Consider the following 13067-nt stretch of genomic DNA (forward strand, 5'->3'; position numbering starts at 1 on the left):
GCCGCAACTGCTGTGCCTTTTCAGGCGAGTATAAGGAAGATGAGAGGGGGCGAATGCTGCAAGTCAAGCAAGATGAACACCATTATGGGAGGGAAAAGGGATGATTGCTTTGGAATTTTCGAAAAGGTGGAAATTGCTCGGTTTCATGATGTTCTTCTTTCTGATCGGTATGCTTCTAGTATCCGCTTCTTCCGTCAATGCCGCTCAACAAGAGCCTTACAATTGGCAGAATGTGCGAATCGGTGGAGGCGGATTTGTAACCGGGATCGCCATTCATCCAACTGAGCCGAATCTCGTCTATATTCGTACCGACGTCGGCGGGGCCTTACGGTGGGACTCGGTTAATCAGAAGTGGATTCCACTATTGAATGCGCTTCCAAGAGAAAAATACAATCTGTACGGCATTGACAGCATCGCTCTTGATCCGGCGGATCCGAATGTGGTTTACGTTGCAGCGGGCAAGTTCGACTATGTAGGAGCTCCTTCGGATATTCTGAAATCAACAGATCGGGGAGCCTCATGGACGTCAACCGGGTTTGCTCCCAGGCATTATGGTAACGGGTCAGGACGAGATTTGGGTGAACGGCTTGCGGTAGACCCCAATAATAGTCAAATCATTTATATGGGAACTCGTTATGACGGGCTGTGGAAAAGCACATCAGGGGCCAGCGTAGGCTCATGGGAGCAGGTTACTAATTTCCCGAGCATCGGTGCCGCTCCGACTGGACTCAATTTCGTATTATTTGATAAGAGTACAGGATCTCCCGGCATTTCGACACAAACCATCTATGTCGGGGTCAAAGGCACCGGTATCTACCAGAGTGTGAATGGGGGAACAACATGGACGCTGATGAATGGAAGCCCGCTTACTCCACGTCGGGCTGTTCTTGCGGATGGCGGCACCCTATATGTCACTTATGAATCTGGAGTCACTAAGTTTGCAAACGGTGTATGGACCGACATTTCGCCTCCGGCGGTAGGGAGATACAATGGCATTACGGTAGACCCTACAAACCCGAACATCGTGATGACAGCCATAGAGGATGGGGCGAACACGCCGGCTCCGATCTACCGGTCGACCAATGGAGGCTTGAATTGGTCGCAAATCACCTTCGTCAAACATCAGAATGTTCCCTGGTGGACGAGTAACTGGTTTGCTGCTAATACATCGACCTTGACCATCGATCCCCATTTTCCAAATCGGGTTTGGTTAACCGACTTTTACGGCACATGGCGCACAGATGATATAACGGCAAGTCCGTCCCACTGGTATACGTACGAAGAGGGCCACGAGGAAGTGGTGACGTTCGCCTTACGCAGTACGCCGATCGGTGCACCGCTGCTTAGCGGGCATGCGGATGTCGATGGTATGCGTCATACCTCGCTCACGACGTATCCAAGCAGCAAATTAGGTAGTCCGTCACTAGGCGATACGGTTTCCATCGATTTTCAAGAGAGTAATCCGAACTTCATCGCTCGGGTCGGTTCCACACGTTATGCCGGCTCAGGGGGCGGCGGCTACAGCACCAACAACGGGGCAACCTGGACGGCGTTTCCCAATCCGCCCGGAATCGCAGGCCGTATCGCCGTATCCGCTGGCAGCGAAACGATGGTCTGGGTCCCGCAGCACGGAAGTCCGCTATATTCAACTGACCGTGGACAATCATGGACACCGGGAACAGGGGCACCATCAGGAACCGTTCACGATTTCTGGGTCTGGTACCAGCCGCTAGCGTCCGATCGCGTCAATTCCAATACGTTCTATCTGTTGGAACGTAACACGTGGAAACTATTCCGCAGTACAGACGGAGGGGCGTCTTGGAATGTTGCGTCCACGATGCCAACAATTCCGGCAAAAACTCCCGCGTATTTTAGCATCAAGGCAGCTCCGGGTAAGGCGGGCGAAGTGTGGGTTAGTCTGGATGGGGGAGGCCTCTGGCGTTCCAGCAACTCCGGTGATTCTTGGACGCAGCTGCCGAATGTACAGCAGGCGACATTGTTTGCATTTGGTAAAAATAAGCTCGGTTCTCCGGACCCTACTGTCTTCGTCTATGGCAAGGTGGATAATAGTGTGGGTATTTTCCGGTCCGATGATTTCGGCACGACCTGGGTGAAGATTGACGTCATCGATCCGGCGATTGGCGCTGAAGCCAATACGATGGAGGGCGACCGTCAAACATGGGGGCGCGTTTATATCGGAACGAACGGAACCGGTGTTTTCTACGGTGACACCTTGATGAGCGAAGGAACCGATACGGAAGCTCCGACAGCTCCTTCGAACCTGTCAACTCTATCGCATACATCTACGAGCGTTAACCTTTCTTGGACAGCTTCAACCGATAACACCGGTGTAGCGGGGTACAACATTTATAACGGAGGCGTCTATGTCGGAGCCACGACAACTTTTTCGAGTACAAACTATACGGTAAACGGCTTAACGCCAAGCACAACCTATTCGTTTACGGTGAAAGCCAAAGATGGAGCGGGCAATCTCTCGGCTGTGAGCAATTCGCTGAGTGTGACGACGGCACCTCCGCCGGCGCCGCCGACGAATCTGACAACAACATCGGCGACGCTCACGAGCCTCAGCCTGAGTTGGAGTCCGCCATCCAATCTCTCTGGCGTAGTCGGATATACCATTTACGTCGGATCCAAGCAGGTGGCTGCTGCCTCAGGTACGACGTATACACTCACGAACTTATTGCCTGACCGAACGTACACGGTTACGATTCGTTCAGTAGATGCCGCAGGCAGCACGTCGGGAGCTAGCAATACGCTAGCTGCAACGACTGCGGCAGGCCCGGGCACACTCGTCTTCAGTGACGATTTTCAAGATGGAGTGGCGAATGGCTGGACACCTGCGAACGGAACATGGGCTGTCGTAACATCAGGCGGGTCCAAGGTTTACAAGCAATCTTCTTGGCTTTCGACGAATGCTTTCAGCACAGTCGATACCAGCTCATATACCAATTATAGTGTGGAAACGAATATCAAACTTACCCAGAACGATATCGACCTAGCAGCTGGTATAACGGCTCGTTATCAAGATCCGAACAATTTTTACTATTTCCGAATCAAAGCAGGCAAGCTGCAGATTGGCAAGTCGGTGAACAACGCCGTCACGATCCTGACTCAGAAAAATTATACGATGACGACGAATGAAGTTTACTCGTTCACTGCGGTATTAAACAACAGCACACTCGAATTATATGTGAATGGGTTTAAGGAATTAACCGTTACGGATACAAGTCATGCCTCGGGAAAAATAGGTCTATATGCCTTCAAAACGAGTGTTGAGTTTGATAATGTGAAAGTCGTTCATGATCGCGATTTCACACCGCCGACGGCTCCTGGAAACTTGCGCTTATTGTCCAAAAGCGAGACCACGGCAGATTTGACTTGGGATACATCCTCGGACAATACCGGTGTAACCCAATACGAGGTGTATCATGGTTCAACTTTGATAGGAACCGTAACGTCGAACACATATTCCGCGACCAACCTTGCAGCGAATACCAATTACACGTTCAGTGTAAAGGCAAGGGATGCAGCAGGCAACGTGTCCGGAGCGAGCGCCCTGCTAAGCGTCACGACAGACCCGTATCTCGTTCAAGCGAAGAAAACAATCGCCGCCATTTCCGTTGACGGATCCCTTGACGAACAAGGTTGGTCCACGTTCAAGCAGATTAAGAAAGGGATTGTCGGAACTCCGAACAATACGACCCAATTCAGCACGTTGTGGGACAATAGTTATTTATATGTAGGCGTCAAAGTCATCGACGGTAATCTGTATAATACTTCTGTTCAGCCTTATTATGATGACTCCATCGAGATTTATATCGACAGTAACAACAATAAGGGTACGACGTATGACAGCTATGATCAACAGTATATCAAGGGCTGGAATGACAGCACGCTATGGCTGCAGAGAGTAATGCCAAACGGTGTTCTGCATGGATGGGCCCCGATTTCAGGCGGATACAGCGTGGAACTGGCGATTCCGTGGAGCACGCTGGGTCTAACACCGACCGCTGGCACTACCATCGGCTTCGATGTAGCGAACAATGATACGGACGACGGCAATGGCCGGCAAAGCCAGCTGATGTGGGCCGGAACGAACGATAACTGGACGAATACGTCCGCATTCGGGAGCTTGCAACTTTCCTCCGTCTCAATCGGGGATACGCAGCCGCCTTCAGTCCCGATGAATTTGACATCGCCTTCGCACACGGACAGGACCGCAGTATTGTCTTGGACTGCATCTACGGATAATGTCGGTGTTACCGGGTACGAAATTTATCATGGCGGAAATGTAGTTGCAACGGTAACTTCGACGACCTATACGGTCACTGGGTTAACGCCGGGAACTAGCTACATTTTTACGGTAAAAGCCAAAGATGGGGAAAACAATGTGTCGGCAGCGAGCAACACGGTCAGTGTCACGATGGATGCGTCCTACACGCTGATCCCTGTTACCAAAACGAATACAGCCATCCAAGTCGATGGCTTGCTGGATGAAACAGTATGGGCCATAACGTATCAAGCGAACAAAAACGTACTCGCAACCTCTAACAATACAACACAATTTGGTGTAATATGGGATAATACTTACTTATATGTCGGGGTCACCGTCTCCGACGGAAATTTGTACAACAATTCGCCGGAGCCTTACTCCGATGATTCCGTCGAGATTTATATCGACGGAGATCATAACCAGGGAGCGACCTATGATAGCTTTGACCGGCAGTTTATCAAAGGTTGGAACGACAATTCCCTATTCGAGGCGCGGAGCCTCACGAATGGGGTGCAACATGCATGGGCTGCGACGGCGGCTGGATACAGTGTAGAAATGGCGATTCCATGGAGTTCCCTCGGTATTAAGCCATCCGCCGGTATGATGATCGGCTTCGACATAGCGAACAATGACGAGGACGATGGAAACGGTCGACATAGTCAGACGGTATGGGCAGGAACATCCAATAACTGGTCGAGCACGTCTGCATTTGGAGAGTTGAAGCTGGTATTGCCATAACTGCGACTGCATGAATCGAGCAACTTTATCGTCGAACGAAATTCAGAGATCAAATTGATAGGGGGCTAAACGCATGAATATCATTCAACAAGTTTCAACAACACAGAAAGCTGTTGCTTTTACATTTGATGATGGCCCTAACCCTGAGTATACGCCTCAATTGCTAGATATTTTCGATGAGGTTTCCGGTCGTGCTACTTTTTTTATGATGGGAAAACAAATCGAACTTTATCCCGAGACTGCGCTCGATGTGCACATCAGGCAACATGAAATTGGGAATCATACGTACTCTCATCCTTTTATGACCCAAATTAGCTTAGAGGAATGTGAGCGAGAACTTCTTGTTACGGACGAATTAATTACACAGGTAACAGGAACTAAGCCAGTTGTCATGCGTCCACCTTACTTGGATTTCAATGAGGAGATTCAGGCGATTACTGACAAAATGGGCTATCCTGTCATTGGATCCAATAACGGAGGCACAAGGGATTGGGAGATGCCGGGCGTAGACCACATTCTTGAGGTAACCCGAGAACAAGTCGGATGCGGGAGCATCTTACTCTTTCATGATGGCTTTGGAGATCGTTCTCAAACGATAGAGGCTGTTCAAATTTTGGTAAAGGAATTAACAGCACAAGGTTATCAACTTGTAACGGTTAGTGAGCTCTTGCAAATGGCGGAGTCCTAATAAGCAACAGCAGTCTGTACATCATTTATACAACATGAATATTGAGAGGCAGATGAGAGAAGCTGCGTAGAATTTAATTCTACGCAGCTTTTCTATATGAATTGGGGGAAAAGGGCGTGTATATATTCAGTTTATAAAGTTATTTTATTCTATACAAAAAGTCATTAATAAACACGAATATAACCATCACGGGAGGAACGAATATGAATAAAAGTATCCTAGTAAGCGGAGCGAGTTTCGCCGGCCTCTCAACAGCCTACTGGATGAAAAAGTTGGGCTACAACGTGACCGTTGTTGAGATCGCCGAAGGTCTTAAAAAAGGCGGGACGCCTGTAAATATCCGTGGAAATACCATCGACATCGTGAAACGTATGGGGCTCTTCGACCAAATCCAGTCGAACAGAATAACCATGGAAATGATGGAAATCAAAAATTCTGATGATGTCACTGAACGGTTGGACATCATTCAAAATGACAATGAGCAGCTAGGTGAAGCTGAATACGAAATCGAAAGAGATGTATTGCTGAATATGATGCTCGAAGCTGTCAAAGATGATGTCGAGTTTATTTTTGGCGATAGCATAGCATCGTTAAAGGAAGAAAGTAATGGCGTCGACGTGGCTTTCAAAGGGGGGCAAAAGCGCTCGTTTGACCTGGTATTTGGCTGCGATGGTATTCATTCCGCCGTCAGAAAATATTGCTTCGGTGAGGAGGCGGAATTTTCGCATTTCCTTAAAACTTATTTCTCTATCACGATCGTAAATAAGTCGTTGATCCGGGAGAATACGACACAGATGTATAATGAGCCGGGCAAGGCGGTCTTCTTGAATGCCTACAACAATAAAACGGATATCGTCCTCTGTTTTTTCTCAGAGAAGGAAATCCCCTACGACTACCGAAATGAAGAACAGCAGCGGAATATAATTGTGAATCAGTTTTCCGGGCTAGGCTGGCGAACCCCGGAATTGCTGGAAGAAGTCAAGAACTCGAAAACTTTTTACTTTGACAAGCTGTGCCAAATGAAAATGGCGACATGGTCAAAAGGCAGGGTAGCACTAGTCGGTGATGCTGGATACTGCGCCTCTCCGGCTGCTGGCATGGGTGGATCACTCGCAATAGATGGGGCGGCTGCTTTGGCTGATGCTTTCCAAAAATGCCATGGCGATTTCGAACTTGCGTTCCAAGAATATAATAAGAGTTTCCGTCCATTTATCGAGGAAGTGCAAGCGAGCGCGGCAAAATTTGGCGTAGAGTTTCTTGTACCACGCACGGAAGAAGCCATTCGCGAAAGAAATTTGCAATAACCGTACGACATTGGACATAATTAACGAGCTTAGTACACATCATTAACCTGAAAGGAGCCATTCCGGCATGTTTGTGATACCCGATACATTTATTAAAAGAATGCATGAACTCCACGGTGAGCAAGGTGTCGCCTGGTTGGAGGCGCTGCCTAGGCTAGTCGCCGACTGTGCAAGACGCTTCGACTTGAGCCCTGAAGTTCCATTTTCTAATTTATCTTATAACTTTGTGCTCCGCGCAACCCGCAGCGACGGGAAACGAGTCGTTCTTAAATTATCCTTCATGAAGGGTGAGCTATCTAGAGAAGTTAGTGTTCTTCGGGCTTTTGAGGGCCGAGGGGCGATTCATGTGCTTGATGCAGACGAGGAATGGGGAGTTGCACTACTGGAGGGTGCCGTGCCTGGCATACCATTGTCGTCAATTGAGAATGATGCACTTGCGACGGATATCTTTTGCGAAGTATTTCACCGCCTTCACCTTTCGCCACCAACGGGGAGTCTGTACCCGTCAATGAAGCAGCATTTTTCGGCAATTGAGCGATACCGAGAGCGAATCAAAGACATGGAAGTTGAAGGACCACTTCCTCCGAGCTGGGTGGAGAATGCGGAAGAATGTCTGGAATATCTCATCGCGACCACGAATGAGAATGTCTTACTACATGGCGATCTGCATCATGATAACATTCTTCGCCAAGACGGAGATAAATGGGCCGTCATTGATCCCAAAGGAATCATCGGTGACATCCATTTTGATACGATCCAATATCTGCTTAACTACGAGGATCGGGGGGGTGACTGTGAGCAAGTGCTGCGGGACCGAGTAGAGAAAATGGCCGATCGCCTTGGTCTTGACCCTCGCCGGATCGCGATGTGGGGTGTGGCACGAGGTGTGTTGGAGGCATGCTGGACGATTGAAGATGGAGGAACTGATTGGCACAGAGGCATCCAAATTACGGAACGCTTTGCCAAATTTCTGGATTGAAGTCTATGTAATGGGCGGTTATGAAAAACGAGGTTTGTTTCTTCATGAATTATCTGAGTTTAATGAAATACTTGAAATGAATACGGAGAATGGATTGTGAAGTATAGGAGAAAGGGATTGGCAAATTAATTTGTAATAAATTCTTTGAGTTGTATCTAGGAGATGACATAAACAAGGCTGCCGGTGGATCGGTGGCTTTTTTAATCTAACGTGCAGGAATGTTAAATTTTAACGAAACAAATACATAGCGAGTACGTCAGATAATGTAAGGGGGGGAATCAGTGAAAAAAATAATATTTATCGTGGCGGGACTTATTCTTATCGTCTCAGGGCTTTTATTTTCACCGTGGGTAACTGAAGGTTTTGCAAAACAGAGGGCTATAAATGCTTATAATGACCAGTGGAAAAACGTACAGGACGGATGTGGGTTTAACTGCAAAGATTGTGGTGTTAAAACATCAGAAAAAACGCTGTTGGGTCGAAAAGTAGTTATAGAGTATGCATGTGGATTATTACCCTCTGATTCCCCTGAATACCACAAGAAGAAAGAACTGTTTGTATCGTTTTTAGGAACCGTCCATTAATATTGCGTTATTTCGGGTCGAATGCGTCCAGCAGCTAGAGGAGGCTATTAGAATGAAAAACATGATCCCACTTGGGTTATTATTGCTCCTCCTTATGCTCATTGGATGTGGGGATAAGGGAAATGGTGCAGATACGTCTGTATCGTCCCTTTCCCCAATGCCAGCAGCATCTGAGTCTCCTCCCAGCTCAACGCCAGTATCGTCTCCGCTAGTTACAGAGGCAAACTCAGCGATAGAAGATGACTCCATCAGAGCAATAGGTACGCATTTGGATGGACGACTACTCGTCAAACCTGCGAACAAAGCGAGCGTAGCTCCTTTGGGGGCACCTAGCTGTTATGGGATGGAGACTGATCTCCATTGGACAGGAGACTATGAGGCGATATGGGAATCCAAATCTGAGGGAATTGCAACCCCAATCAGTACTTTTCCAATAGACTTCGAAATTGTACAGCAAAATGACTCACCCTTCATCATGCAGCCATTTACCTTGGAAGATATGGATATATTCGCTTATGTTCCTCGTTACACCGATTGTCATGGTCTCGAAACTTACCTTTTCGGAGTAAGTAATAGGACGGCTTTTCCGATTACGTTTGAGATAGAACCTGGAGTGAATTGGGCTTCTATAAGCCAATTGCCACACCATCCATTCAAAGTTGCCAATGGCGAATTTATTGTAACTGGCGGATATGGTGCGGGACAGGATTTCATTAACGTCTATCATTTTAGATATGATACAAATAAAAAGTCTATGATTCTAAAAAGTACAAATCAAGTAAAGCCTATCGATATATAAGAAAAAGACCTGGCAGCGAGTTCCATTAGCCAGGTCTGCTGTCTATATTCCCTTGCCGACGGCGGATGTGATTCAATAACATACTCTCATTATGTAAGTAACCGGAAGGGCAGATGACTATAGCTGCCCTTTTTGTTATGTCCAAAATAAATTTCCTTAGATGTCATGTAGTCACGTAATGATTATCTGTGTGAAGGTAGGGATTATTTACATCTACAAAACCTTATGCCGCTTACGTTTCTGGACTGTCAGGTATTGATTATAGGCGGTAAGTAAACGACGGGCTAAGATAAATAGCAAGCAGGACACAACAATGACGAAGAAAGGTGAAAACAGATGGATCACAAAGATATCCAACACGGACATACACAGTCGATGCTCATTGATACCGATGTGCACAACGGGATTAAAGACCCTCACGATTTGCTTCCTTATATGGATAAGCCGTGGCATAAGCAGTGGATCGGCGTTGGGACTGGTGTAGGACAACCGTATTACTCACCAGTAGGTGTGTTAAGAAGAGATGCAATTCCCGATGACGGCGGCAGCTCTGGCAGTGATCCGGTTTTTATGGTGAAGGATCACATTGAACGTTATGGCTTTGATTATGTTATTTTAACGGGGCAAAATGTGCTGGAAATGTCGCTCAATCCAGATAGCGATTATGGGAATGCGGTAATATCCGCCTATAACGACTATTTAATTGATCGTTGGTTATCTAAAGATGATCGCTATAAAGGCGCTATGGTGATTAACCATTCGGATCCCTTGTACGCTGCAAAGGAAATTATGCGAATCGGGGGACATCCAGATATTATTCAAGTCATCATGTGCAGCGGCAGTACGCGTTTATATGGGAATCGATTCTTTCATCCTATTTATGAAGCAGCAGAGAAGATGGGTTTGCCGATCGCCATCCATCCGGGGACGGAAGGACGCGGTATGACAGGAGCGCCGACACCTTCGGGTTATCCATCGCGTTACATGGAATGGCATAATATTTTACCTACCAATTATATGGCACATGTGAATAGCTTGGTGTGCGAAGGGGTTTTTGAGAAATTTCCAGGCATAAAAGTGGTCGCGATCGAAGGCGGTATCGCTTGGCTGCCACATCTGATGTGGCGAATGGATAAGAACTACAAAGCGCTGCGGGATACGACGCCATGGCTGACAAAGCTGCCCTCGGAGTACATTCGGGAACATGTCTATGTAACGACGCAGCCGATTGAGGAACCGGACGCCCCGGAGCATCTCGTGCAAATTATTCAGATGTGTAAAATGGAGGATCGGATCCTCTACTCGAGTGATTATCCGCATTGGGATTTCGATCATCCCAAGATGGTGCTTTCTGCCTTTCCAAAGGAGCTTCGAAAGAAAGTTCAAGGCGGAAATGCGGCAGCCTTATACGGTTTGCATAAGAAGGAGAATTTGAAGTGAGGGGGATTATCGGTGAAGGCATCCAGAATCAGATTAACATTGCTCAAAGATATACGACGTGATCACTGGCTGTATATCATGGCCTTGCCAGGTATTCTCTATTTTATCTTGTTTAAATATTGGCCAATGGGCGGCATCATTATTGCCTTTCAGAACTTCCAACCATTCACTGGTTTCTTCGGAAGCGAGTGGGTAGGAGTGAAGCATTTTCATCGCTTATTCTCAGATCCTGATTTCTTTATGCTGTTGCGCAATACGTTAATGCTTTCGTTCTATCAATTGGTCTTTGCCTTCCCGGCGCCAATTATACTGTCCTTAATGCTGAATGAATTGCGTCGCGAGTGGTTCAAACGCTGGATTCAAACACTCGTCTATATTCCGCATTTTATGTCTTGGGTCGTTGTTGTCGCGATGTTTTTCGTTATCTTTGAATCCGAACAAAGCTTATTCCAATCCTTGCTTGCATCGCTAGGTTTCCAAAAGTTCTCGATCATGATGGATCCCGAATTTTTCCGTCCCATGTACATTCTGCAAGTCATCTGGCGAGATAGCGGATGGGGAACCGTTATTTATCTAGCTGCGCTGGCGGCAATAAGTCCAGAGTTATATGAGGCAGCCAAAATGGATGGCGCTGGACGCTTCCGTCAAATTTGGCACATCACATTGCCAGGTATACGCAGTACGATTGTGATCCTGCTTTTGCTAAAAATAAGTGACATCTTGGAAACAAGTTTTGATCATGTCTTCAATATTGTCAACTCGCTGACGCGTGATGTCGGGGAGGTATTCGATACTTATGTGTATCGCGTGGGCTTAGTTAACGGGCAGCTCAGCTATGCGACTTCAGTTGGCCTATTTAAGGGCGTTGTTGGCCTCATTCTTGTCGTGTTAGCAAATTGGCTTGTAAAGAAATCAGGCGAGGAGGGTCTCTACTAAATGACGGATAAACGTTGGGGAAATTATTTGTTTGATGGAGTCAATATCATTCTGCTTACCTTGTTTGCATTAATTACGGTTGTGCCATTTATCCATGTGATTTCCAGTTCCTTTGCCTCTGTTGCCGAGTATAACTCACGATCGTTCCTGCTGTTTCCAACGGAGTTCTCCCTGAAGGCCTATTCGTACATTTTTACAACCAATGCGCTTCCCAAAAGTTTAGGGATTACCGTATGGATAACCGTTGCAGGTACACTGACAAGCTTATTGTTAACGACGTTGTTTGCGTATCCCTTATCGAGGAATCGCTTTCACTTCCGACGTAGTATCATGTTTCTCATTGTTGTGACGATGATTTTTCAAGGCGGTATGATTCCGGATTATCTTGTCGTGAAAGAGCTTGGCCTGCTGAATTCCTATTGGTCGCTGATTTTGCCAAGGGCGATTATTGCTTTCTATCTCATTATCATGATTAATTTCTTCAAGAACATTCCCGAGGAGCTTGAGGAATCCGCCAAAATCGACGGATGCGGGGACTTACGGATGCTTTTCCGAATTATTATTCCTCTTTCCTTACCGGCGATTGCCACACTAACTTTGTTCTACGCTGTGCTTCAATGGAACACCTACATGCATGCCATTCTGTATATTAACGATACGGAGAAATGGCCCATCCAGGTGCTGCTTAGACAGATTGTCATGGTTTCTCAGGCAGGATTTGTCGAGCAGGGCTCGATAGCCGGGGAATCTGCGATACCCCCAGAAACAGTGAAAATGGCCGTGATCACGGTGGCAACTTTGCCGATCTTAGTCGTCTATCCATTTTTACAAAAATACTTTGCAAAGGGTGCGTTAGTTGGCTCTGTGAAGGGATAGTCGAAAGGAGGAACACGATCTAATGGAAAAGGTTTGGGTAGCTGCAAAAGATGAGATCTTGGAAGGTACCTGTAAAATGGTTAAAGTCAAAAATGCCGAATACGGCATTTATAAGGTGAAGGGCGAATATTACGCATGGCGCAATGCGTGCCCGCACTTCGGTGCTCCCGTGTGTAAGGGAGTCATAACGGGGACGCGTCTACCATCTCTTGTCTACGAGTATAAGCTTGGGCGTGAAAATGAGATTGTCAGATGCCCTTGGCATGGTTGGGAATTCGATCTGATGACAGGCGAGCACCTGGTTGATCCTCAGACCAAGCTTCGTCAAGGAAAGTTGGACTTCACAAGCGCGGGGCAGGAAAGTTTGGAGAAGGCAGAGCTGGATTTACAGACAGATGGCATTTATATGTGGGTATAAGGGTGTCAAAG

10 protein-coding genes are annotated in these 13067 nt (G+C 47.0%); all 10 read left to right on the top strand.

Annotation, left to right across the window (positions count from 1 at the left end; all coding sequences use genetic code 11):
- The first annotated feature begins 100 nt into the window (after positions 1-100).
- The 10 genes from ASL11_RS37615 to ASL11_RS22255 all read left to right on the top strand — a co-directional run bounded on the left by ASL11_RS37615 (position 101) and on the right by ASL11_RS22255 (position 13056).
- On the top strand, positions 101-5032 hold the full coding sequence (locus ASL11_RS37615) for a sugar-binding protein (RefSeq protein WP_056619826.1): 4932 nt from the start codon (positions 101-103) through the stop codon (positions 5030-5032).
- A gap of 73 nt (positions 5033-5105) precedes the next feature.
- Entirely contained in the window at positions 5106-5720 is a 615-nt protein-coding gene (locus ASL11_RS22215) for a polysaccharide deacetylase family protein (RefSeq protein WP_056619830.1), read from the top strand.
- 203 nt (positions 5721-5923) lie between these two features.
- Positions 5924-7024, top strand: coding sequence for an FAD-dependent monooxygenase (locus tag ASL11_RS22220; RefSeq protein ID WP_056619833.1), 1101 nt, complete (start codon positions 5924-5926; stop codon positions 7022-7024).
- Positions 7025-7091: 67 nt separating this feature from the next.
- Positions 7092-8003, top strand: a complete 912-nt coding sequence (locus ASL11_RS22225) for an aminoglycoside phosphotransferase family protein (RefSeq protein WP_056619836.1) — start codon at positions 7092-7094, stop codon at positions 8001-8003.
- Between the two features lie 281 nt (positions 8004-8284).
- Positions 8285-8587 carry a hypothetical protein gene (locus ASL11_RS22230; RefSeq protein ID WP_056619838.1) on the top strand — a complete coding sequence of 101 codons (303 nt, stop codon included), beginning with the start codon at positions 8285-8287 and terminating at the stop codon, positions 8585-8587.
- Between the two features lie 52 nt (positions 8588-8639).
- On the top strand, positions 8640-9386 hold the full coding sequence (locus tag ASL11_RS22235; RefSeq protein WP_056619840.1) for a hypothetical protein: 747 nt from the start codon (positions 8640-8642) through the stop codon (positions 9384-9386).
- A 336-nt stretch (positions 9387-9722) separates the two neighbouring features.
- Positions 9723-10826 carry an amidohydrolase family protein gene (locus ASL11_RS22240; RefSeq protein ID WP_056619843.1) on the top strand — a complete coding sequence of 368 codons (1104 nt, stop codon included), beginning with the start codon at positions 9723-9725 and terminating at the stop codon, positions 10824-10826.
- Positions 10827-10838: 12 nt separating this feature from the next.
- A complete protein-coding gene (locus tag ASL11_RS22245) occupies positions 10839-11762 on the top strand; it encodes an ABC transporter permease (protein ID WP_056619848.1) in 924 nt (307 codons plus the stop codon).
- A complete protein-coding gene (locus ASL11_RS22250; RefSeq protein ID WP_056619850.1) occupies positions 11763-12638 on the top strand; it encodes a carbohydrate ABC transporter permease in 876 nt (291 codons plus the stop codon).
- A 22-nt stretch (positions 12639-12660) separates the two neighbouring features.
- Positions 12661-13056 carry a Rieske (2Fe-2S) protein gene (locus ASL11_RS22255; RefSeq protein WP_063795654.1) on the top strand — a complete coding sequence of 132 codons (396 nt, stop codon included), beginning with the start codon at positions 12661-12663 and terminating at the stop codon, positions 13054-13056.
- The last annotated feature ends 11 nt before the right edge of the window (positions 13057-13067 follow it).

It is taken from the genome of Paenibacillus sp. Soil750, from assembly GCF_001428045.1.
GTDB lineage: Bacteria > Bacillota > Bacilli > Paenibacillales > NBRC-103111 > Paenibacillus_E > Paenibacillus_E allorhizoplanae.

Bases quoted from the DNA above. Each gene is read 5' to 3' on its own strand.
- ASL11_RS37615 (WP_056619826.1), top strand. From the start codon at position 101: ATGATTGCTTTGGAATTTTCGAAAAGGTGGAAATTGCTCGGTTTCATG.
- ASL11_RS22215 (WP_056619830.1), top strand. From the start codon at position 5,106: ATGAATATCATTCAACAAGTTTCAACAACACAGAAAGCTGTTGCTTTT.
- ASL11_RS22220 (WP_056619833.1), top strand. From the start codon at position 5,924: ATGAATAAAAGTATCCTAGTAAGCGGAGCGAGTTTCGCCGGCCTCTCA.
- ASL11_RS22225 (WP_056619836.1), top strand. From the start codon at position 7,092: ATGTTTGTGATACCCGATACATTTATTAAAAGAATGCATGAACTCCAC.
- ASL11_RS22235 (WP_056619840.1), top strand. From the start codon at position 8,640: ATGAAAAACATGATCCCACTTGGGTTATTATTGCTCCTCCTTATGCTC.
- ASL11_RS22240 (WP_056619843.1), top strand. From the start codon at position 9,723: ATGGATCACAAAGATATCCAACACGGACATACACAGTCGATGCTCATT.
- ASL11_RS22250 (WP_056619850.1), top strand. From the start codon at position 11,763: ATGACGGATAAACGTTGGGGAAATTATTTGTTTGATGGAGTCAATATC.
- ASL11_RS22255 (WP_063795654.1), top strand. From the start codon at position 12,661: ATGGAAAAGGTTTGGGTAGCTGCAAAAGATGAGATCTTGGAAGGTACC.